The sequence below is a fragment of the Sideroxydans sp. genome (genome assembly GCF_054604835.1).
This window is the reverse complement of sequence record NZ_JBTSFG010000006.1, coordinates 78,046-98,014: the sequence shown is the minus strand read 5'-3', so window position 1 is coordinate 98,014 and position 19,969 is coordinate 78,046. Positions and strand designations below refer to the sequence as shown.

Genomic DNA, 19,969 nt, shown 5'->3' with positions numbered 1-19,969 from the left:
CAGACATATTCAGGATACGGTGACATTCACCGCTTTCTCATCGTAAAAATCGGTACGTTTATCCAGCAACGGGATGGTGGTGCCCTTGAGCCGGTTCTCGTCCAGCAGGGCGAGGTCCACATCCGCCACCACGATCTGTTCCTCGTTCATCACACCCTCGGCAGCGATACCGTCGCGCGCGAACGGGAAGTCGGAAGGCGTGATGATGGACGCCTGACCGTAATGCAGACGCAAACCGGCCACCGGCAGATTGCCCACCGTGCTGGTCATGGCAACATAGATCTGGTTCTCGATGGCGCGCGCATGGCAACAGTAGCGCACACGCAGAAAACCCTGCCTGTCATCCGTACAGGAAGGCACGAACACGATCTCCGCGCCCTCTTCCGACAAACGACGCGCCAGCTCCGGGAACTCGATGTCATAGCAGATCAGGATGCCGATCTTGGCGTGCGGCGTGTGGAACACCTTGAGTGCATCGCCGTGGTCGGTGTGCCATTTCTCCTTCTCCCAGCGCGTGCGGTGGATCTTGTCCTGCGTATGCACCTCGCCGTCCGGCGTGAAAAGATAGGCGGTATTGAACAGTCGTCCTTCACGCATGGTGGGGTGAGTGCCGCCGATCAGGAAGAACTTGTGCTTCATCGCCAGACCGCGCAGCAGTTCGATATAACGCGCCGTGTACTCGCTCAACTCGCGCACGGCCTTGGGCACATCCTCATTGTCCATGAACGACAATATCTGCGTGGTGAATATCTCCGGCAGCAACACGTAATGCGGTTCATAGTCGGCTGCACTATGCAGAACGAAGCGCACCTGATTGGCAAACCCTTCCCAATCATCGACGTGGCGCAACTTGTACTGGACTGCCGCGATGCGAACTCTCATATCCCCTCCTGCAATAGCTTGGTGGTCGGCAACACGGTCGGACGGTCCGCATCGAAATCCGGATTGAGCCAGACGATCAGCGCCGCATTGCCCAGTGAATCGTCATCCGCCGGCAGATAGCCTTTCAGGATGCCGCAATAGTTGAAACCTTCTCCCAGCTGAAAGCGCAGCACCGGATCGTAGATGTCTCCCCAGACCACGCGCTTGGCATATTCCTCGGGCGGCATGCGCTCGGCCACCTTGTGATAACCGGGCAGGCGCCCGCCCGCGATGATGCGCTTCAGGTTCATCGCGCGGCACAATTTGCGCCGCGCCTCGTATAGACCGTGTCCCACACCATGATGACGTACCGCCGGATCGACACAGACCTCGGCACCATAGAGCGTGCGCCCGCTCATGTCGTGCGTGTCGAAATATCCATTGTTGGTCACGCTATTCCAGGTGTGATGCAGGCTGTAATCGTCCCACATGATCACCAGCGACACCGCCAGCCCGACGATCTTGCCATCCAGTTCAGCGACGAACTGCCCCTGAGGGAAATGATCAAGCAGGCTCTCGAACTGTTGTTGCGTGAAAGGCGGGATAGCCGAATAGACCCGTTGCTGCAGATCAGTCGCAGCCTCGATGTCCTCCGTCATCATGATACGGATCTTCACGCCCCGCCTCCCATCAAAAAATATCCGGCGCCTCGGGCAATTGCCCGCACCTACATGTTCGTCCAGTTGCCACCCTCAAAGTCCCACAACGTCAAAGGCCGTGAAAACAGATAGCCTTGGAACGTGCGACATCCGAAGGATACCAGCAGGTCGAGCTGATCCTGTGTCTCCACGCCTTCCGCCACCACTTCCAGACCGAGGTTCTGCGCCATGCCGATGATGGTCTTGGCGATCATCGCATCGCCCGGTTCGGTGACCACGTTGCGCACGAACGCGCGGTCGATCTTCAACTGGCTGATCGGCAGCTGGCGCAGATAGGAGAGCGAGGAATACCCCGTGCCGAAATCATCCAGCGAGAAGCGGATGCCGGCCGACTTGAGGCGGCTGATCTTGCCTATCGCCTCATCCACGCCGTCCACCAGCGAGGTCTCGGTCAGCTCCAGCTTGAGCAGCCCCGGCTCGACCCCGCAGCTATTCACGATGGACAGCACATCCTCGACGAAATCGGCCCGCATGAAGGCGGCTGCCGAAACGTTGACCGCCAGCGGGATACGCGCGAAGTCCGCTTTCTCCTGCCAGCGCTGTAGCCGCTGGCAGGCCTCGCGCAGCACCCAGAAATCGATGTCGGCGATCATCCCCGACTCCTCCGCATGCGAGATGAACGCGTTCGGGAACAGCAAGCCGCGCTCGGGATGTTCCCATCTGAGCAGCACCTCGGCACCGATGCAACACCCTGCCGCATCGACCTGCGGCTGGAAATACAACTGGAACTGCTGCGCCTGCAAGGCCAGATGCATATCCTTGTTCAGTCTGGCCCGCAGCTCCAGCGCCTGCTGCATGGAGGGATCGAAGAAGCGCAGTGTCGCGCGCCCGCTGTTCTTGGCCTGATACAGCGCCACATCGGAATGCTTGAGCAATTCGTCTATGCTCTTCTCGCTGCCATGGAACAGCGTCACGCCGATACTGGCAGTACCGTGGTATTGCTGGCCGTTGAGCAGGTAGGGCAGATTGAGCGACGCCAGCACCTTGGTGGCCACCGACTCCGCGCGCGGCACCACATCCAGCTCGGTATCGAACAGGTTGGCCAGCATGACCACGAACTCGTCCCCGCCCAGTCTAGCCACCGTATCTCCCGTGCGTACACAGGCAAGTAGCCGGTGCGCCACCTCGACCAGCAACTGGTCACCGACATCGTGTCCCTGCGTGTCATTGAGCTCTTTGAAGTTATCCAGATCGATGAACAGCACCGCGCCGTAACTCTGGTTGCGATCGCAGGCCGCCATCGCCAGCTGCAAGCGATCGATCAGCAGACGACGGTTGGGTAATGAAGTGAGCGTATCGTAATAGGCGAGGCGGTTGATCTCCTCCTCGGCGGCCTTGCGGGTGGTGATGTCGCTGAATATCCCAACGTAGTTCGTCACCTTACCCTGCTCGTTCCTGACGGCCGTGATGGTCAGTTGCTTGGGATAGATATCACCATTCTTGCGGCGGTCTAATAGCTCGCCTTCCCATCTACCTTCGCGTGCCAGCGTCGCCCACATCTCCTCGTAGAACGACTTGTCGTGCTTACCCGACTTCAGGATGGCCGGCGTCTTGCCGATCACCTCACCCGGCTCATAGCCGGTGATCTCGGTGAAAGCTGTGTTGGCACGGATGATCCGACTTTCCGCATCGGTGATCAGGATGGCGTCGTGCGTCTCGAACGCGGTCGCGGCGATCGCCAGTTGCCGTTCCTTCAGCATGCGCTCGGTGACATCCAGATTTGTCGAACGCACCCCAAGCAACTTTCCCTGCTCGTCGCGCAGGTCGCTGCAAATATGTTCCAGCCAGCGTATCGCACCGTCCCGTGCGCGGATGCGGATCAGCAACCTCTCCGGCTTGCCCTGCTCGTGCATCTGGTAGACATGCTGGTCCCAGACTTCTCGATCTTCCTCCAGCACCAGACGCGACATCAGATGCGGCTGGTCATAGAAATCCGCCTGACTGTAGCCCGTGATCGTCAGACAGGAAGGCGACACATATTCGTACACACCCTCGATGTTGCGCACATAGATGAATTCCTGCGCCAGATCGGCCACCGCACGAAACAGATGCTGTCTATTGATGATCTCGCGCCGCATCGCGACCAGTGTGGACAACAGAAAGCCGATGAATGTGCCGAGCACGACCGGAACGATGAATTGCTGGGGCTGGTACTCGGGTAAGACGAAGAAAATCTGGAATGAGGCGAAAGACAGTACGATGACCAAGCCGAGCAGGGTGTATCGCAGATAGAGGTATCTATTTCTGCGCAGAAACGGAAGCATTTCCATTTGAATCTCCCCCTCTATAATCGGCCTGCCCCCTCAGACTGCCGCAACCAAACGCACCGCATCAAAACTGTAACACAGTAGCCTCACCCGAACAGCTTCTGCCACCAGCGGCGGCGATTGCCCGGCAAGGGCGCTTCGTCCGCGATCAGCGACGGCGGCATACGGCTAAGCATCCAGCGTGGCGGCACCGGGGTGCTGCTGCATGAACTGCCGACGCTGGCCGGGTCGTGGATCTTGATCAGCGTAGGGTGCTCCATATCGTCGGCATACACGATACCGCAGTGCGTACAGTCATGTTCGCGCCGCAGCAATGCATCCACCTCCGTGATGAACTCGTTCAATGCCTCGACCGTCATCGTCTGCGGCACCGGCTCTTCGCCGACCATACTGATATACCAGCCCTCCGGCTTCGCCCGCACCGCCGCCCACAAGATATCCAGATCGGTCCAGTGCAGCATGCCGCGAAAAGGTCCTTTCATTCGATTCAGGAATTCCTGACTCATGATGCTCCCGTCTCATCCGTTATCGTTTCATGGCGATGACGTGCTACCGATCAATCGCAGCCTCCGCCATCCCCGCCGCAACTTCCGCCCCAGTCTCCTCCTCAGCCGTCACTTCCGCCGGTACTCGGGACGCCCATATTCCGCTTCATTCGATCCACCTGCGCCTTGTTCTTCTCGAACTCTGCATCGATGGACTCGATCTGTTGCGCAGAATACAACAGTGCCTGCGGCAAGGCAGCACCGCACGATTCGCAACGCGGTACGCGGCGATTGAAGATCGGGAAGTTACAACTCGGGCACCGATATCTCATTCCATTACCCAGCCTCTGATCTGTTCAGCCCTTTACGGAGCCTGCCCGGCCAACTACACCACGCAGGCAGTGGCACGCACGACCCGGTTGCGCCCGGCCTGTTTGGCCTGATACAGCGCGACATCGGCTTCCGCCAGCAGGTCTTTCATCTCACGTGCACCGGTGGTCGCGCAACAGGTGTAGCCGATGCTGATCGTGATGGCGATCGCGCCAGCCTCGGTCTGCAGCGGCGTGGCCGCCAGTATCTCACGCAACGATTCGGCCAATATCAGCGCACCCTCGGCATCGGTATCCGGGGCGATCACACAGAATTCCTCGCCGCCGTAACGCCCCAGCACATCGCCCGCGCGCAGTCGCTGCCCCATCAGCGCGGCAGCCTGGCGCAACACCTCGTCACCGAGCGGATGGCCGTAGATATCGTTGATGCGCTTGAAATGATCGATATCGATCATCAGCAAGGACATCGGGTGACCGCTGCGTTGCGCCCGCACCAACTCCCCCTGATCCATCAATGCGCGGCGATTGGGCACGCCGGTCAAACTGTCGGTCATCGCCAGATGCATGATCTCCCGGTCCGTGCGCTCCTTGATCATCAGCACAAAACCCACCGATCCAAGCAAGGCGGTAGCCATCACCGCGATGAACGAGATGACCTGCACCCAATGGATGGCGACATGGTTCTGCGGTTGCGCGAAATCAACTAAACCGGACAAAGCCGCCACTGCCCGCATGGCAAGTACCAGCAGGATCATCAGCACACCGCCGAATAGCAAGCGCCATGCCCGGCCCTTGCGCGTCTCGGTATCCGACAGCAAGGCATGCGCGATCAGCAGCACCTGGAATGCATAGATCAATCCACACCAGATGAAACGGCCCGCTATGTCGTCGATCAGCATGCCGGTCGTAGCCAGCATCAGCACGACCGGCACGAAGAACTTCCAGAGTGCAAATTCGCGGCGCTGGAATTCGTAGATGGCGGCCAGGATCAGCGCATGGGAAGCCGCCTTGAACATGTTCGCGGCAACGATGGAAAGCTCATCCGGGACTGTCCCACGTGCGGCGACCAGCAACCAGGTCAACGTCTCCAGCAGCACCGCGATCGCCCACTTGTTCAATCCCTGCTCGCGCCCCTTGACGGAAGCCGCAACGAACAGGCTCAACACCATGAGCGAATTGGCCAGTATCAGGGAGAACAACAGGGTGCGCGGATCGAGAAGCATGGAGGAAAAGGCAGATAAAAAGAGTCGCGAAGAATAAGCGGAATGCACGCAGCATAGGTTGCCAGCCGGTCAGGGTCAAATATTCACCTCCTGTTCCGCATCCAGCGACGACGCCACGAAGAGCCAATGGTGGAGATCGCGATATCCCATATGGAAGGAAGTTGCGGCGTCATCGACATCCTCAAGGAGGCCGGTTCGCCCATCTTTGGCTGCCACCACAAGCCTGAGCAATCAGGCTATCCGCAGGCCTATATATTTTTATTTGTTTACAAAGCAGAGCCCAAACGGTAGCTTTATGCCCGAGTCAGCAGAACGCCCATTCACTGAGCTGCGACGATATGGGCTATTGGTATGCACAAATCAATAATCCAGCCCGAAAAGGATCACCATGCACCGCACATACATACGCATCCCCGCCCACTTCTATCGCGTCACGCTGCACAACCCTACGGACAGCGTAACCATGGCACTGGTGCCCGACGAGAACAATGCCACCCTGATCGCCCATCTGCTCACCGAGCATTACGGCCTGCGCAAGGACGAGCACATCACGGTCACCACCACCGTGATCCGGCACGAAGACGAACGCACCACCGGTCAGGTCGTGCTCTCCAGCAACTAAAGAATCAGGCGCCCCTCCTCGCAGCCGGGCAGCGTCGCCAGCCTGTCCAGCATCAGCGATAGCGCCAGACCGGCATCTTCCTTTGCCGCTCTCTTATGTAATTCTTCCAGGGAAATATCTATAGGCTCACCTGTCGCCGCGAAGGCGATGGTGTTGCCGCTGGCACAGCGCGGGAACCTCACCGCGCGCTGCGCGAAGGCCGATTCGATGAACGCGAAACCGCCCTTCACCCCGTCGCTCAAGCCGATGAGGTTGACCGCCAGGATGCCCTGATCGGTCAGTCGCTCGCGGCAAGCTTTGTAGAACGGCAAGGTGTTCAGATCGCCGGGATGCGAGTGATCATTGAAACCGTCCACCATGATCAAGTCGAATTGTTGTTCAGTCTGATAAACGAACTCCACCCCGTCGCCCACCACCACTTCCAGCCTTGCCGGATCGTCCGGCAGACAGAACGATTCCTTCGCCGCATTCACCACCTTGGTCTCTATCTCCACCACGGTCAGATGCGCGGCCGGTCTGTGTTTGTACAGGAACTTGGTCTGCGAACCCGCACCCAGACCGATCAGCAAGACCCGTTTCGGAAAATCGCCGGTGCGCAACAGCAGCGCCGCCATCATCACCCGTGTGTATTCGAATGCCAGATCGAACGGACTATCGATGCGCATCGCGCCCTGCATCCATGCCGAACCGAAATGCAACGTGCGCAAGCCGTCGATCTCCTTCACCTCGACCGTATATCCCATGCTGTAACCGTCCCCTTATGAGCCCTGTTCCGACAACGCCTGCAACTCCGCTTCGCTGAACCCTGCCGCCCGTCGTGCTTCCAGATTGAACGGCCCGCGCAAGGGCGCTGGATGATGTTGCGCGAACAAACCGGCATAGGTCGCAAGCGGCTCCAGCCCGCGTTGCGCGCACAAATGATCGAACCAGCGAATGCCGATCTGCACATGCCCCACCTCGTCGCGCATGATCACATCCATGATGGGTGCTATCGCCTTATCGCCCGCCTGCACCAGCCGCGCCTTCATGCCCGGCGTCACGTCCAGCCCGCGCGCCTCCAGCGTGCGCGGCAACAAGGCCATGCGCGCCAGCACATCGTGCCGCGTCTTCTGCGCCATATCCCACAGCCCGTTGTGCGCGGGGAAATCGCCGTAGGCAAAACCCAGCGTGCGCAAGTGATCGTCCAGCAGGGTGAAGTGCAGCGCTTCTTCCTCCGCCACCCGCAACCAGTCGGCGTAATACTCACGCGGCATACCCGCGAAGCGCCACAGCGCATCCAGCGCCAGATTGATCGCATTGAATTCGATATGCGCCATTGCATGCACCATCGCCGCGCGACCTTCCGGGGTATGCATGGCGCGCCGCACCACGTCGCGCGGCGCGATCAATTCAGGTCTGGCGGGATGTCCGGGGATGGGTAGTGCGCACGCCAGGCTGGTATCGGCGTCAAGCGCAAGCTGGCCGTCCGACCAGCGCTGCACCAGCTTCCGCACGCCGTCACATTTTGCGGCCGCATCCCGTTCAGCCAACAGCTGGCAGGCAGCCAGTCTCAATTCCATCGGAGTGGACAAGCAGTTATTTCTCGACAGACGGCCATTCGCTGAATGGGAATGGCATGTCTTCTGTCACGAAGGTCAGATAGTCCACGGTCTGCCGCAAGTAGATGCCCAGACTGCGACCGAACGAAAGCAAACGTGCATTGGGTGCGTCATTCACCAGCACGATCACGAACTGGATGATCGTAACGATACCCAACACGGTGCCGCTCACATGGAACGCCAATCCCATCAGCAGCATGAACAGCCCGCGCACCCAGATGTTGCGCTTGCTGCCCGTCGGTCCAGTTGATTCGTTCATCGTTCCCCCTGCATATTCCAGCCGGTTATGTGTTCGCCCCTAAAGTAGCGGGAAATATATCCGATATAAGGTTCAAACGGAGGGCATCATGGTCAATATCTACCTCACCACCGACCCGCACACGCACCGCGCACTGTATGACAGTGAATCCCGATTCATGGGGCTGTTCCATTCGATGCGCGATGCTTATGAAGCACTGGGCGACTTGCTGAATTTCTGCAGCATCCGCTCCGCCAGCTAGAAGACAAGGGTCTGCATCACCTCACAGCGCCATCATGGCGCTATTCAAATGCCGATACGCCCGGCAGATTGCAAACGCAGTTGCTGCAACTCATCGAGACACAGGTGGATGAAAGCCAGCGCGACATACACCGGCGCAATGAAGTTCAGCAGCGGCACGAACTGCAACAGTCCGGCCAACGCGCCCAGCAGATAGAGTTTCCCCGAAGCACGCTCGAAGACCTGTGCCATCTCTTCGCGACTGGCATGTTCGGCCAGCGCGTCATAGCGAAACAAGCGCTGGTTCAGATAAGCCATGAGCACGATGGGCAACACCAGCGCAAAGGGCGTGAACAACCACAAAGGCAGACTGATGATCCAGCCCATGCAATACACCGACACGGCCATCAGCGCATTCGACACATTCCCCGCCGCTGTGCCGCCCTGCTTGCGATCCAGCGCCGGATATTCCTTTGCTGCGACATGCTCAACCATGGTCGGCATCGCAAAGATCGCCGTGATCAGCAACGCCGTCACGAAGATCGCCGGCAACAGCAGCAACACCAGCACGGTCGCGATCAGATAATGCGTCGCCACTGCCAGAAAGCTCTGCGCCAGCCATTGCTCCAGCGAAGTCTGCTGCACCAGCCCGGTCAGCCCCGCCATCCAGCTGCCCCAAAAGATGAACGCCGCGCCCACCCACAACACGATCGCCAGCAACATCGGCCACAGCACCAATGCCAGCATGCGGGGATGGAAAAAGGTCTTGAGCGCGGCAAGTAGCGCCCTGGGCACACTATTCAATGTCTACTCCATGACTCTGATCAGGACATCATCTCTTCAGTGCTTTAAGGACACATGCTGCGGTGAATATCAGCAACCCTGCGATGAAGATCAGCCCACCCCATTTAAATTCAGTGATGTTCAGGAATAATCTGGCTGCGAATTCCCCCATCACGCCCGATGCACTATCAGTTATTCCGCTGAACATATTCCTGCCGCCCTTGGGTGTGAGCGCGCTCTTGATGGCCGGAAACAGCAGCACGATCCATACGCCGACGGGTGCGAAGAACAGTCGTTTGGTCTGCCCGAGATACAGCATCACCGGTGCCGCAAGCGTGAAGATCACCACCAGATACGCTTCGATCTGCGCAATACGGTGATAGCTGACATCACCATAAACGGGGATGCTGGTCAGCGGAAGGAACACCCCTACTGCCAGCATCGCAGATGAGACATACAGCGCCAGATCCAGATCAGCCCTGATTTTTGATTTCGGTTTCATCTTATCCCCTCACTCAGCACACCATATCCCGGTTCGACCCCAGTCTTCACTTCGATCTACGACAAGCCCTTCTCCAACACCTCGAACTTCAAACCCATAACTTTTGGCAAGCCGAATCGTGGTTCGCTTTCAGGGAACGGTTTGAATTCCCCCGTGCGAGAAAAACCGCGTCGCTCATAGAATGCGATCAACTCTTCGCGCAAAGTGATCACCTGCATCTGCAAACGCGAGACGCTCCACTGTTCCATCAGGAATCGTTCCGCCTCGTCCATCAAACGGCTGCCCAGCCCGCGCCCCTGCAGACCCGGCTTGATCACCAGCATCCCCAGGTATGCGGTTTGCGCATCCTGCCGCAGCAGATGTACCGAACCGATGGTCTCGCCGTCGTGCATACACAGCAGGAACTCCGACCCCGCTTCAGCGATCGACTGCGCGATCTCCTCCGCATCCGTGCGCTGCCCGCCCAGGATATCCGCCTCGGTCGTCCAGCCCGCGCGACTGGAATCGCCACGGTAGGCTGAATTGACCAATGCAACGATGGCCGCCACATCGTCATGCAACGCTTTGCGGAATGTCAGCTCATTGATGAAGGTCTGGGCTCCGTTCGCCATCGCGCAGTGCTAGCGACGCCACTTGTCCAACAGCTGGTTCGCATCCTGTTTCAGTTTCTGCTTCTGGGCATCCGTTGCGGCATTCTTGCGCTGCTCCAGATCGCGGCGGGCGGCTTCCAGATCGGCGCGCAGCTTGTCCACCTGCGCCTGCTTCTCGGCCAGAGATGATCTCAAACGCGATTCAAGTTCGTTGCGGCGTGCAGTCAACTTCTGGCGCTGAGCAGCGATACGCTGGTCCACCTGCGCCTGGATGCGCTTGCGTGCCTCATCCATCTTTTCCTGCAGGTAGCGCTTCATGCCGCGCGCCAGTGCATCGCCCAGGTTGGTGGACAGGTTCCAGTCCAGATCGCCCCAAGTGCCGCGCACACCGGCATCCATACGCACGGTCTTCAATCCGGCCAGGGACGCCTGCATCATCTCGCGCACCACAGTGGATTGCGCTGTCGTCTCGAACGCCACGTCGCGGAACTGGTTGCTCACCTGCATCTTCACCTGCTCGCCGCGCAACTCGGCGGTGAGAGACGCCGAGGCGACTGCCTGCGCAAATCCCAGTGTCACGTTCGGACTGTTCACCAGCGAACGGCCGGCTACGCCATAACGCGCAACAGACAGTTCCATGCGTTCCACCGGCTCAGCTTTGGTGTGATCGACGACCAGCTCGGCCTTGATCCCTGACACGCCCTGCTGCGGGAAATCTCCCTTCAGTGTCGCGATCATGGGGCGGCCGACCAGCGCCTGATCGGTCGCCGCATCGCGGATCTCGCCCGACAGACCTTTACCGCCCGGCAGCGTCGAAGTCACCAGCGCGCGGCGCAGCCAGAAAGCCGGATAACCCTTGGGATGACCGAATGCATAGTCGCGGCCTTTGTGGATATTGCGCGGCGCGGGCTTGTCCGCCTGCTTGCCCTTGCTCGGCATGTACTGGCGCGCCTGCTCCATGTAAGCGCGCGCCTGTTGCACCTTGTTCAGCACATCCATGCCGAACAATGCACGCGACAGGTTGCCCGCATCCAGCGAGGGCAGCTTCATGCGTGCCTGCAGCCCCCGCACATCCTCGCGCACCACATCATCAAGGCCGGCGAACGAAGTCTGCAGCCCCTTCAGGTCACCCGCCAGACCGGTACCCGCCTCGCCGATGGGTTTGCTCTTCGCTTCGAACTCGTCGCGGATGGCCTGCAGCTCCTTGACCGCTGCCTGCAACTGCGCCACATCCTTGACGTCTTTCACCTTCACATTGCCCAGTCGGGTACGCAAGGCACTGAAGTCCTCGCCGCGCGGCAATGCCGCCATGCGCGTCTTCCACTGCTGCTCGGTCTCGTCCATCGAGCGTTGCAGCTCTGCCATATAGGCATCGCTCTTCAGATCGCCGCCGATCTGCTGCAACTGCTCGGAAGGATTCGCTCCCGCCGCGATGGCGGCCAGATCGCCGACCACGTTGCCTGAGAACTCCTCCTTCATCGTCGCCAGCATCTTGTCGGAGGCGCTCGGTCCAGACTGCGGCGCAGGCGGCGGCAACACCCTGCCGGCCTGTTTGCGCGGCGTGTCGATCTGCACATCCTCGATCATCGCCTCGTCTATCATCACCTTGCCGCGCAGCAAAGCGTCCCACAACATGCCGAAGCGCACTTCACCGATCTGCACCCGGTTACGCAGCGGTTGCAGCGGATCGGTCATCTGCACATCGCCGATCAGCACCGTCGCCTTGAACACACTGGTCTGTAGCCGCCCGATGTTCACCTCCGCGCCATTCGCCTGCGTCGCGCCGTACTCCAGCCCGCGCCGCAGGTGCGCATCGAAGAACAGCGAGAAATACAGCACGGTCGCACCGACCACGATAAGCATCGGCACGACGGCCTCGACGCGGATCGGGCCCTGTTTTTTCACAGGCTTCTTGTTTTCGGTCGTCTTATCCATGGAACTTCTCATAGCTTGAATACCACTTGAAGAAAGTCGTCCCGCTCCACAGCTTCCAGGCCGGACTGCTCTTGAATCGCGCCACCACCTTCTCGCGATACAGCGCGATCAGCAGCTTGCTGCCAAAGAACACCAGCGGTGCCAGCAACAGGCTGATCACACCCGCCCCCATCACCACGCTGTTATAAAACTTCGTGAGCGGCACCAGCGGCAGGTTGTAGAGCGTGGTGAACATGGGCTGCAACGATTCTGTTTCCAGAATGGCCGCACCGAGCGCATGCGAGACCGGATCGAACAACCAGGCCACCATCGCAAAGAACACCGCCGAAGTGAGCGCCGCCCCGATCTGGATGCGGAACAGGAACATGCACAGGAACACCAGCAGCCCCTGCAGCGACAGCATGGGCGCAAACCCAAGGATCAGGCCGCAGGCCACGCCCGCCGCGATCTGGTTGGTGCCCGTGTCGGAATTGAGCAGGCGGAACAGCGCGAACAACTGCTTCAGCAACAGAGTCATCTTTGTATTACCCGAAAAAGTGGTGGATCAATAACGCCCTTGCGTCTTGGAGATGTAGTTCGCCAGCTCCCTGGTCTCCTGATTCATGCGCGAGAGGTTGGCGTGGGTGACGCGGAACAGGGCACGCATCACCTTGAAGGCGAGACGCGGATTTTCTTCGAGCAAGGTCTCAAAATCGGCCGGCGTCAGTGTGTAGACGGTGGAATCGCCCATCGAGCGTAGCGTCGCCTTGCGCGGGGATTGTTCGACGAAGGCGCGGGTGCCGGCACATTCGCCCTCTTTCATGGTGTACACGGCTTGTTCAACGCCCTGCGCATCCTTGCTGGTCACCGCAAGCTTGCCGGTGGCGAGGATGAACAGCGTCTGGTCGGCCTCTCCTTCTTTCACCAGCAGTTCGCCGTCTTTCAACTGGCGCACGCCCAGTTTCCCGGCCAGCAGTTTGGCCTTGTCCTCTGTCAGCTCTGTACCCACTGTGGAATTTCGAACGATCCTGTGATCTGCGACTGCACTCATTTACCGACTCCTCTGTCCACGTTCATAAAAATTGCCTCGTTCTCAACCGACTTCCACGATCTCCTGCGCCCAGGCCAGTGCCTCGATCATCATGCCCGTCACTTCGCCGGCTTCCAGACCGCATTGTGCAGCAGCAGCCTCCATCTCGCCATTGTCAGACTCGACCGCGACAACCAAAGCCAGTGCATCATACAGCGGCCCCGCTTTACCCCTGAGTGCGGACGCCGCCGTTTCCGGCAACGCCACTTGTCTCAGCACTTCCTCAAGCGACAGGGCCAGCATCAGGTTCATCAGAGAAAACAGTCCGACCAGGAACAGTTGATCGGCATTGGCGGGCACCCGCCCCTTGCCCGCCAGCATCTCCATCAATCGGCCACGTGTCAGCGCCTGTTCACGGATCACATTCTCCTGAAAACCAGACTTGCTGGTATCGAACAACAGCAACGACAACCAGCGGTAGAAGCGCTCCCGCCCCAGCAGCATCAAGGCTTGCTGGATATCGTCGATCTTCTGCAGCAGACCGATGCCGGGAGAATTGATGTAGCGCAGCAACTTGAAGGTCAGCACAGGATCGGTACGCAGCCCCTCGGCGATGACATCGAACTCTGCGCCGGCGCGTATCCTCTCCAGCGCCTTAAACACCGGCAAATAATTCACATCGCTCTTGGCCGGATGCCAATTTTCGCGACTGGAAACGAACGGCCCCATGAAGTGATCGAAGCGACGCTCGAAACAGTATTTAAAATCATCCAGCGTCTGCAAACGGCTGGCGATCAGCTTCTGCGCTGGATTGGCTGCACGCAGCTCCGCCAGCAGGGCCTTCAGCTGGATGCCATCCATACCAGTGGTATCGACTTCCACATAAGCGGCCTGCCGCAGGAATTCGGCATATTCAGGACAAGGCCGACAGATCGACCAGCCCAGCTTGAACCCCATCCCCGCCACATGCGCCAGACTATCGCGCAACGCGGCAAGATCGACTTCGGCAAGAGGACGCGGTGCGACCATGATCACCATATTGGGATTGGCGATGGCAGCCAGCAACGGACTACGCAACGAATCCAGCGACAGACGGATGAACGCGCTGCGCCCGCCCAGCAAAGACGACACCCCCAGCGGCGCAAGATTGCCCAGCATCGCTTCGTCGTACACGCGCCGGATCAGCGCGCTCTTGTCCATCAAGCGGCTCTGCACCTTCTGCCCCAGGGCGAACTCATAGCCCGCGATGCGCTCGTTCCGGTCCAGGATCGCCTCACGGCGGATGAAGGAAGAACTTTTCTGCACCTCCACACCCGACACCGCTGCCTGCTCGGGCTTCAGCGGCGCCACTTCATTCAATTGCTGGAATGAATCCTGATCTGAGAACCTGGGTGAAAAACCCAACAAGCGGAGTATCGAATCGAACATCTAATTCCCCTGAATGGCTTCGAAGATCATTACGTGTCGATCCGTTCAGCAAAGAGTCAAAGCGGCTCAGCCTGCTGCCGCTTCGCCTCGTTCTGTTTCATCCGTTCTTCCTCCCGCATGCGCTGACGGATGCGCTCCGCATCGGCGGCGAACTTCTTATCGTGTGTGAAAGCGTGCACGTTCTCGAAGCGCATCAGCGCTTCACCCAAACGCCCCTCGCTCTCGTCGAACACACCCAGGTTGTATTCCGCCGCATGGCGGCATTTCGCATCCCCGCTGCGACTCATCGCCTGCCAGTGGCTCGCCGCCGCCAGCCAATCACCATCCTCTGCAGCCTTGTTACCTTGCTTGAGCTGCTCGCTATCACATTCCTCAAGCACGCGGCTTTCCAGCACATAGTGCGGGGCGATCTTCTTCACCAGCAGCGCGTTCGCCGCCGCGATCTCATCCATCACATAGGATGAAACGCTAAACTGCTGCGCATGTTGGCGCACCGCTTCCTCGCTGTCGTCTTCCCACTTCTTCTCCGAGGAATGCCGCACCTGGGAATTGCCCAGCACCATGCCACGGCTGTCCGTCACCATGAAGTTCAGCGACACCTCCACCGTGCGCGTCAAGGTGTAAGTCATCCGCTTGCCCTCTTCGGCTTTCTTGTTCTCCTGCGAAGACAATCTGTCATCCACCCGATAATCCACATGCCCGCTCACCTTGGCGTCCGCCGCAGCGGTGCTGACCTGGTAATAGCCGTTGCGCACCAGCACGTCCACCAGCCCCGCATACTGTGTCTCCTGCACGCTCACATCCGAAGGCGCCGCAAAGCTGCCCACCACGGCGTTCTTCAACAGATTGCTCCACGCATCCCTGCCATTGGCCGCATCCAGATGCACCTGCCCGGAGACCGTGAAGCGCGCCACGCTCAATGTCCGCGCCGCGCCCAGATCCATTTCCGGCGCATGCTTCACGTTCAGCTTCACCACGGAAGTACAGCCGCCCAGCCCCAAAAATAGAACGGCCAACAAAGTGGCACCCAATGAATTGATCGTCATGTTCTTCATATTCGTTTCAGATTGATTGCATCGCGCAGCAGCTTGCGATGCGGACATCATTCCTCTTCCTCCATCTGCTCCTGCTCCCGCTGCAACCGCTCCTGCTCCAATTGCATCTCCAGCGTCTGGATAGGCAGCCCGGCTTTTCTCCACTCGGCGATCCCGCCCGTGACGACTGCCACTTGAGAGAATCCGGCCTTTTTCAGCTGCTCCCATGCACGGGGCGAACGCAGTCCGGAATGGTCGATCACCATGATGGGCTTGGCCTTGTAGGGTTCCAGTTCTGCCAGGCGAGATTCCAGGCGTCCGAACGGGATGTTCGTGCTGTTGGGGACATGGAACTCCTTGTAATCGTCGGCCTCACGCACATCCAGCAACAATTCGCCGCGTGCCTGCCGCTCGGCAGCCCCCTTGCTATCCACGAACTGATCTTCCTTCGGACCGCAGCCGACCAAGACCAATGCAGCCAGTGCAACGATGCATCCTTGAATTCCAGTCATCTCATCAACTCCCTGAATAAATCTGTATGCAGCGATATGGCGCCGGATTATCTCACTTCCGCTTCTCTTTCAGCACCGTGCGGACCATCTTGCCGAACGCCCTGTCCTTGTTGCGCTTGTCCAGATACGACATCTCGTTGAAATCGGATTCGGCCTTGAGCTTCAGATAGCTCTGATAATGCGCCGCATTCAATCTCCCACGTTCGATTGCCGTGCGGATCGCGCAGCCCGGCTCCTTGCTGTGGCTGCAATCGGAGAAACGGCATTGGCCGACGAGCGCCTTGATGTCGGCGAAACTGTCATCCAGCCCCTCACCCGCGCTCAGGATGCCCAGTTCGCGCATGCCCGGCATGTCGATCAGCAGCGCGCCGTTGTCGAGGGCGACCAAGTGGCGGCGCGTGGTGGTATGTCTGCCCTCGCCCGTGCCACTCACCGCGCCCGTCTCCAGCGCATCCTGTCCGAGCAATTGGTTGATGAGCGTCGTCTTGCCCACACCGGATGAGCCCAGCAGGCAATATGTCCTGCCCGCCTTCATCACCTCGCGCACCTGCGCCACGCCCTCACCCGTCATATTGCTGAGCGCGATGATGCGCGCCGTGATGCCCGCCGCTTGGATGCTGCCGATCATTCTCTCCAACTCATCCGCACTCACCAGATCGGTCTTGGTCAGCAGCAGCACCGGCTCGATCCGCCCCTCGTTCACCATCACCAGATAACGCTCCAGCCTGCGCACATTGAAATCGAAATGGCACGACTGCACGATGAACGCCACATCGATGTTCGCCGCAATCATCTGGAAATCGATGTTCTTGCCGGGCGACTTGCGCCGCAGGAAAGACCGGCGCGGCACCACATCATGGATGGGCGCATGCGACGCCGCATCGAGATATTCCGCGCACACCCAATCCCCCACGCAAGGCATATCCACTGATGAGGTGGCCGCATGCATGAACTTGCCCCGCAACTCGGCGGGCACCTCGCCCTGCTCATTGCGGATGACATAACGCCCGCGATCCACCGCCGTCACCCGCGCAAGATGCAGGCCGGTATCGCACAGCGTTTCAGCCTGGGCTTGAAGTTGCGTATTCCAACCAAGTTCTTTCAATTCCATCGCGTGTCTCTCAAAAGCACATCGCCCTTGCGGGCGATGTGTGAAAGCTATTTCAATGCAGGATCCTCAACTCAGGATCACTTCGCTGCCGGTACCGGCTTGGGTTGCGGTTTCTTGCCCTTTGATTCTTTCTTCTTGTCCTTGCTGCCCATGATGGTCTCCATTGGTTATTGTTCAACTGCCCTTTACTGCCAAAGACTCTACTACTTCGACTTTGCTGCCCTTCAACCTGGTATCTCAGGCTCGACTAGATTCGCGAGCTGCGCGAGTGATTCCTGCCAGCCGAGATAGCACATCTCCAGCGGGATCGCCTCGGGCACACCTTCCTGCAAGATGACGATCTCGGTCCCGCACGACACCGGCAAAAAGGTCACCGTCGTCTTCATATCCCCGGGCAGGTTCGGGTCGTCAAACTTGTCCGAATAGCTGATCTTCTTCGATGGCACGAGCTTTAGATACTCTCCGCCGAACGATTCCCCTTTGCCCGTGGAAAAGTTCGTGAACGACATCCTGAACGTGCCCCCCTCCTTCGCATCCATATGCTCGACCTTGCAGGTGAAGCCATAAGGCGGCAACCACTTTACGATCGCGTCCGCATCGAGAAAGGCTTTGTAGATACGCTCGGGTTTGGCGCGGAGCACGCGATGAAGACGGATAGTGCCTGTAGTCATGGTCTACCTCCTTTCGATTCAATGCGTGGTGTGGCGGAAGTGTCCTTTCTGGAACGATTCGAACTTGGCCCCTTTATATCCCTCAACGAAAAGTATCGGGCTGGCCGCATAGTAGTAAATAGCACGTACCTACGCAATCGACCTGCATAGAGTCTGCTTGCTTGCACACAGTGGAAGTTAGGCGAATGTACCCGTGAAGGCAGTTCAGGCCGCACCGATCGCCATGCGCGATCGGTGCGGCCTGAATGCAAGGTTCAATGAGGACGGGCGTTCACAAGGTAGCGCAGCTACCCGATCATTCTTTATAGCAGTGAGTCGCGGCCTGCTCATACGCTGCGGCACGGGGATTGCCGAGTTTCAGGTAATCGTCGGCCGCTATTTGGTAGCCGTTCGCTCGCAGACGGAGATCGGCCCCATCAGGGTCGCTCACGCTACCGGCCAGCACGGGGATGCGCAGTGTGATGCCGCTATCGATCAGGTCGGGGTTATGGTGGGACAGCTCCGGTCGGTTCTCCGCATAGATGACCGGCCACCAATAAGGATCGCCCAGGCTGGTCGCAGCGATCCCCCACAAGGTATCACCGGGCGATACGATGAACCCCGTCGTCGCAGCGACCGGCAGGATAGATTCCGGCGTTACGGGAGCAGCCGGAACGATCGCGGTCGGGATCGGGGACGCATCCAGAGGGACTACCCAACTGGTTGCCCGGATGCCAAGCAAGATCAGCAACAATACAAGCAACAGCAATATCCAGAAACCGGTTCTGGTACGCCAGGCTTTTTTGTCCGGGGTGAGCTCACGGATGCGCAACTGATTGAAAGGCGCGTTGACCGCCAGACGCAATGCGCCATAGGCGCGGAAGTGGACACGCGAGTGCGCCGGGATCGTCAACGGCGCGCCGGAATTGGGATCGTGCCCCGCCTGTTCATCGACATGGGTCGTATGGAAACGGCCAAAGTGATACAGGTGGATGTCGCCACCCGCCTCCAATTCCTCACTCATGCTCTTCGCCAACTGGTGGATATAGGTGTTGGCTTCGACCGTACTGACCTTGGCACGCTTGGCCACCAGCGCCGCAAAGTCATGGAGCGCGATCTTGTTGTCGTCGCTCATGTCGGCGCACCTGCTTCGTCCGCTTCGATGTCGTAGACTTCATCGCGCAGCAAAGTGCCCGTGCGAAACACCGGTACGCGCCGCTTCGGGAAGATCGCAAAGTCGTTACTGACCGGCCGATAACCACGGTGCGCCTCGTACGTCGCCGTATCGAAAGTGCCAAGGTGCGGGATGGTCACCGCGTGCCCGACGCGGAGCAGGTCACGGATCTCGCGCAGTGTCGCCTTCAGCAAGCGCTGCGATGCAGCGTGCGATATGCGCAACTCCAATGCGACTCTTTCAACAAGTTCAGATTGATCCATGACTGCTCCATAGCGGGTCGGTTTATGTGAATGGCCAAATAGCTACAGCATTGCTGCCGAACCAATAGCGCGCTCTTGATCTCGCATTGCAATCAATGCCCGATGCACCGTTTCGGAATATCCGACACTCGGGTGGCCGCAATAATTACCCGCGTCTGCGCAATCGATGCTGAATTCGCACAGGTCATCCTTCATGCACTCCACCAAGCCGCATGCGAAATGTCTTTGTGACTGACAGTTATCGGGAGCCACTTGTCTCATGGCGGGAACCTTATTGAAACTGGTCGTTTGTATCCGTGCGCTATCGCACACTGACCATCCGATGAGCTTGCAGCCAGACATCGCAATGACGTGCCAGTAGCGCACGAGGTGGTCAGGATTTATTAACGCAGAGAG

The 19,969-nt window shown here is 58.9% G+C and carries 25 protein-coding genes; 3 read left to right on the top strand and 22 right to left on the bottom strand.

Going from position 1 to position 19,969, the window contains the following annotated elements; all coding sequences use genetic code 11:
• Positions 1-9: 9 nt before the first annotated feature.
• From ACYCZ5_RS10820 to ACYCZ5_RS10795, 6 genes are all read right to left on the bottom strand, one after another.
• The gene (locus ACYCZ5_RS10820) at positions 10-882 is read right to left on the bottom strand and encodes a carbon-nitrogen hydrolase family protein (protein WP_461544811.1); all 873 of its coding nucleotides are present in this window, start codon (positions 880-882) and stop codon (positions 10-12) included.
• Complete coding sequence (locus ACYCZ5_RS10815) at positions 879-1,538, bottom strand: GNAT family N-acetyltransferase (RefSeq protein WP_461544810.1); 660 nt, start codon at positions 1,536-1,538, stop codon at positions 879-881. The genes ACYCZ5_RS10820 and ACYCZ5_RS10815 overlap by 4 nt, the downstream gene beginning before the upstream one ends.
• A 50-nt stretch (positions 1,539-1,588) precedes the next feature.
• Positions 1,589-3,850 carry a sensor domain-containing protein gene (locus ACYCZ5_RS10810; RefSeq protein WP_461544809.1) on the bottom strand — a complete coding sequence of 754 codons (2,262 nt, stop codon included), beginning with the start codon at positions 3,848-3,850 and terminating at the stop codon, positions 1,589-1,591.
• An 83-nt stretch (positions 3,851-3,933) separates the two neighbouring features.
• A complete protein-coding gene (locus ACYCZ5_RS10805) occupies positions 3,934-4,353 on the bottom strand; it encodes a hypothetical protein (protein WP_461544808.1) in 420 nt (139 codons plus the stop codon).
• Positions 4,354-4,454: 101 nt separating this feature from the next.
• Positions 4,455-4,664 (bottom strand): hypothetical protein, encoded by a 210-nt coding sequence (locus ACYCZ5_RS10800; protein ID WP_461544807.1) that lies wholly within the window; start codon positions 4,662-4,664, stop codon positions 4,455-4,457.
• A gap of 53 nt (positions 4,665-4,717) precedes the next feature.
• Positions 4,718-5,884 (bottom strand): GGDEF domain-containing protein, encoded by a 1,167-nt coding sequence (locus tag ACYCZ5_RS10795; protein WP_461544806.1) that lies wholly within the window; start codon positions 5,882-5,884, stop codon positions 4,718-4,720.
• Positions 5,885-6,010: 126 nt separating this feature from the next.
• Between ACYCZ5_RS10795 and ACYCZ5_RS10790 the strand changes: the two genes are divergently transcribed.
• Positions 6,011-6,175: a hypothetical protein gene (locus ACYCZ5_RS10790; protein ID WP_461544805.1), complete on the top strand. Its 165-nt coding sequence runs from the start codon at positions 6,011-6,013 to the stop codon at positions 6,173-6,175.
• A gap of 97 nt (positions 6,176-6,272) precedes the next feature.
• Complete coding sequence (locus ACYCZ5_RS10785; protein WP_461544804.1) at positions 6,273-6,506, top strand: hypothetical protein; 234 nt, start codon at positions 6,273-6,275, stop codon at positions 6,504-6,506.
• On the opposite strand, the gene ACYCZ5_RS10780 is transcribed toward ACYCZ5_RS10785, so the two are convergent.
• Genes ACYCZ5_RS10780 through ACYCZ5_RS10770 form a run of 3 tightly spaced genes read right to left on the bottom strand, consistent with a single transcriptional unit; the run spans position 6,503 to position 8,363 of the window.
• Entirely contained in the window at positions 6,503-7,249 is a 747-nt protein-coding gene (locus ACYCZ5_RS10780; protein ID WP_461544803.1) for a fused MFS/spermidine synthase, read from the bottom strand. The two genes, ACYCZ5_RS10785 and ACYCZ5_RS10780, sit on opposite strands and share 4 nt — an antisense overlap.
• A gap of 15 nt (positions 7,250-7,264) precedes the next feature.
• The gene (locus ACYCZ5_RS10775; protein ID WP_461544802.1) at positions 7,265-8,077 is read right to left on the bottom strand and encodes a ferritin-like domain-containing protein; all 813 of its coding nucleotides are present in this window, start codon (positions 8,075-8,077) and stop codon (positions 7,265-7,267) included.
• Between the two features lie 4 nt (positions 8,078-8,081).
• A complete protein-coding gene (locus ACYCZ5_RS10770) occupies positions 8,082-8,363 on the bottom strand; it encodes a DUF4389 domain-containing protein (RefSeq protein WP_461544801.1) in 282 nt (93 codons plus the stop codon).
• A gap of 88 nt (positions 8,364-8,451) precedes the next feature.
• On the opposite strand from ACYCZ5_RS10770, the gene ACYCZ5_RS10765 reads away from it, so the two are divergent.
• Positions 8,452-8,604, top strand: coding sequence for a hypothetical protein (locus tag ACYCZ5_RS10765; RefSeq protein ID WP_461544800.1), 153 nt, complete (start codon positions 8,452-8,454; stop codon positions 8,602-8,604).
• A 44-nt stretch (positions 8,605-8,648) separates the two neighbouring features.
• Here ACYCZ5_RS10765 and ACYCZ5_RS10760 read toward each other — a convergent pair whose 3' ends face one another.
• From ACYCZ5_RS10760 to ACYCZ5_RS10700, 13 genes are all read right to left on the bottom strand, one after another.
• A complete protein-coding gene (locus tag ACYCZ5_RS10760; RefSeq protein WP_461544920.1) occupies positions 8,649-9,377 on the bottom strand; it encodes an EI24 domain-containing protein in 729 nt (242 codons plus the stop codon).
• A gap of 37 nt (positions 9,378-9,414) precedes the next feature.
• Positions 9,415-9,867 (bottom strand): hypothetical protein, encoded by a 453-nt coding sequence (locus tag ACYCZ5_RS10755; RefSeq protein ID WP_461544799.1) that lies wholly within the window; start codon positions 9,865-9,867, stop codon positions 9,415-9,417.
• A gap of 56 nt (positions 9,868-9,923) precedes the next feature.
• On the bottom strand, positions 9,924-10,478 hold the full coding sequence (locus ACYCZ5_RS10750; protein ID WP_461544798.1) for a GNAT family N-acetyltransferase: 555 nt from the start codon (positions 10,476-10,478) through the stop codon (positions 9,924-9,926).
• Between the two features lie 9 nt (positions 10,479-10,487).
• Positions 10,488-12,392 (bottom strand): TIGR03545 family protein, encoded by a 1,905-nt coding sequence (locus ACYCZ5_RS10745; RefSeq protein WP_461544797.1) that lies wholly within the window; start codon positions 12,390-12,392, stop codon positions 10,488-10,490.
• Positions 12,385-12,909 (bottom strand): TIGR03546 family protein, encoded by a 525-nt coding sequence (locus ACYCZ5_RS10740; protein WP_461544796.1) that lies wholly within the window; start codon positions 12,907-12,909, stop codon positions 12,385-12,387. The genes ACYCZ5_RS10745 and ACYCZ5_RS10740 overlap by 8 nt, the downstream gene beginning before the upstream one ends.
• 27 nt (positions 12,910-12,936) lie before the next feature.
• Positions 12,937-13,422 (bottom strand): Crp/Fnr family transcriptional regulator, encoded by a 486-nt coding sequence (locus ACYCZ5_RS10735; protein ID WP_461544795.1) that lies wholly within the window; start codon positions 13,420-13,422, stop codon positions 12,937-12,939.
• Between the two features lie 42 nt (positions 13,423-13,464).
• Positions 13,465-14,829, bottom strand: coding sequence for an EAL and HDOD domain-containing protein (locus ACYCZ5_RS10730; protein WP_461544794.1), 1,365 nt, complete (start codon positions 14,827-14,829; stop codon positions 13,465-13,467).
• A gap of 56 nt (positions 14,830-14,885) precedes the next feature.
• Complete coding sequence (locus ACYCZ5_RS10725; RefSeq protein ID WP_461544793.1) at positions 14,886-15,884, bottom strand: DUF6340 family protein; 999 nt, start codon at positions 15,882-15,884, stop codon at positions 14,886-14,888.
• A 47-nt stretch (positions 15,885-15,931) separates the two neighbouring features.
• Positions 15,932-16,375: a rhodanese-like domain-containing protein gene (locus ACYCZ5_RS10720; RefSeq protein WP_461544792.1), complete on the bottom strand. Its 444-nt coding sequence runs from the start codon at positions 16,373-16,375 to the stop codon at positions 15,932-15,934.
• Between the two features lie 52 nt (positions 16,376-16,427).
• Positions 16,428-17,486, bottom strand: a complete 1,059-nt coding sequence (gene rsgA / locus ACYCZ5_RS10715) for a ribosome small subunit-dependent GTPase A (protein ID WP_461544791.1) — start codon at positions 17,484-17,486, stop codon at positions 16,428-16,430.
• A 224-nt stretch (positions 17,487-17,710) separates the two neighbouring features.
• On the bottom strand, positions 17,711-18,157 hold the full coding sequence (locus ACYCZ5_RS10710) for an SRPBCC family protein (protein WP_461544790.1): 447 nt from the start codon (positions 18,155-18,157) through the stop codon (positions 17,711-17,713).
• A gap of 295 nt (positions 18,158-18,452) precedes the next feature.
• Positions 18,453-19,271 carry an HU family DNA-binding protein gene (locus tag ACYCZ5_RS10705; protein WP_461544789.1) on the bottom strand — a complete coding sequence of 273 codons (819 nt, stop codon included), beginning with the start codon at positions 19,269-19,271 and terminating at the stop codon, positions 18,453-18,455.
• Entirely contained in the window at positions 19,268-19,573 is a 306-nt protein-coding gene (locus ACYCZ5_RS10700) for an HU family DNA-binding protein (RefSeq protein ID WP_461544788.1), read from the bottom strand. The genes ACYCZ5_RS10705 and ACYCZ5_RS10700 overlap by 4 nt, the downstream gene beginning before the upstream one ends.
• Positions 19,574-19,969 lie beyond the last annotated feature (396 nt).

Excerpts from the sequence above, each read along its gene's own strand:
- ACYCZ5_RS10820 (WP_461544811.1), bottom strand. The coding sequence starts at position 882 with ATGAGAGTTCGCATCGCGGCAGTCCAGTACAAGTTGCGCCACGTCGAT.
- ACYCZ5_RS10810 (WP_461544809.1), bottom strand. The coding sequence starts at position 3,850 with ATGGAAATGCTTCCGTTTCTGCGCAGAAATAGATACCTCTATCTGCGA.
- ACYCZ5_RS10805 (WP_461544808.1), bottom strand. The coding sequence starts at position 4,353 with ATGAGTCAGGAATTCCTGAATCGAATGAAAGGACCTTTTCGCGGCATG.
- ACYCZ5_RS10800 (WP_461544807.1), bottom strand. The coding sequence starts at position 4,664 with ATGAGATATCGGTGCCCGAGTTGTAACTTCCCGATCTTCAATCGCCGC.
- ACYCZ5_RS10795 (WP_461544806.1), bottom strand. The coding sequence starts at position 5,884 with ATGCTTCTCGATCCGCGCACCCTGTTGTTCTCCCTGATACTGGCCAAT.
- ACYCZ5_RS10790 (WP_461544805.1), top strand. The coding sequence starts at position 6,011 with ATGGTGGAGATCGCGATATCCCATATGGAAGGAAGTTGCGGCGTCATC.
- ACYCZ5_RS10785 (WP_461544804.1), top strand. The coding sequence starts at position 6,273 with ATGCACCGCACATACATACGCATCCCCGCCCACTTCTATCGCGTCACG.
- ACYCZ5_RS10780 (WP_461544803.1), bottom strand. The coding sequence starts at position 7,249 with ATGGGATATACGGTCGAGGTGAAGGAGATCGACGGCTTGCGCACGTTG.
- ACYCZ5_RS10770 (WP_461544801.1), bottom strand. The coding sequence starts at position 8,363 with ATGAACGAATCAACTGGACCGACGGGCAGCAAGCGCAACATCTGGGTG.
- ACYCZ5_RS10765 (WP_461544800.1), top strand. The coding sequence starts at position 8,452 with ATGGTCAATATCTACCTCACCACCGACCCGCACACGCACCGCGCACTG.
- ACYCZ5_RS10755 (WP_461544799.1), bottom strand. The coding sequence starts at position 9,867 with ATGAAACCGAAATCAAAAATCAGGGCTGATCTGGATCTGGCGCTGTAT.
- ACYCZ5_RS10750 (WP_461544798.1), bottom strand. The coding sequence starts at position 10,478 with ATGGCGAACGGAGCCCAGACCTTCATCAATGAGCTGACATTCCGCAAA.
- ACYCZ5_RS10745 (WP_461544797.1), bottom strand. The coding sequence starts at position 12,392 with ATGGATAAGACGACCGAAAACAAGAAGCCTGTGAAAAAACAGGGCCCG.
- ACYCZ5_RS10740 (WP_461544796.1), bottom strand. The coding sequence starts at position 12,909 with ATGACTCTGTTGCTGAAGCAGTTGTTCGCGCTGTTCCGCCTGCTCAAT.
- ACYCZ5_RS10735 (WP_461544795.1), bottom strand. The coding sequence starts at position 13,422 with ATGAGTGCAGTCGCAGATCACAGGATCGTTCGAAATTCCACAGTGGGT.
- ACYCZ5_RS10730 (WP_461544794.1), bottom strand. The coding sequence starts at position 14,829 with ATGTTCGATTCGATACTCCGCTTGTTGGGTTTTTCACCCAGGTTCTCA.
- ACYCZ5_RS10725 (WP_461544793.1), bottom strand. The coding sequence starts at position 15,884 with ATGAAGAACATGACGATCAATTCATTGGGTGCCACTTTGTTGGCCGTT.
- ACYCZ5_RS10720 (WP_461544792.1), bottom strand. The coding sequence starts at position 16,375 with ATGACTGGAATTCAAGGATGCATCGTTGCACTGGCTGCATTGGTCTTG.
- rsgA (WP_461544791.1), bottom strand. The coding sequence starts at position 17,486 with ATGGAATTGAAAGAACTTGGTTGGAATACGCAACTTCAAGCCCAGGCT.
- ACYCZ5_RS10710 (WP_461544790.1), bottom strand. The coding sequence starts at position 18,157 with ATGACTACAGGCACTATCCGTCTTCATCGCGTGCTCCGCGCCAAACCC.
- ACYCZ5_RS10705 (WP_461544789.1), bottom strand. The coding sequence starts at position 19,271 with ATGAGCGACGACAACAAGATCGCGCTCCATGACTTTGCGGCGCTGGTG.
- ACYCZ5_RS10700 (WP_461544788.1), bottom strand. The coding sequence starts at position 19,573 with ATGGATCAATCTGAACTTGTTGAAAGAGTCGCATTGGAGTTGCGCATA.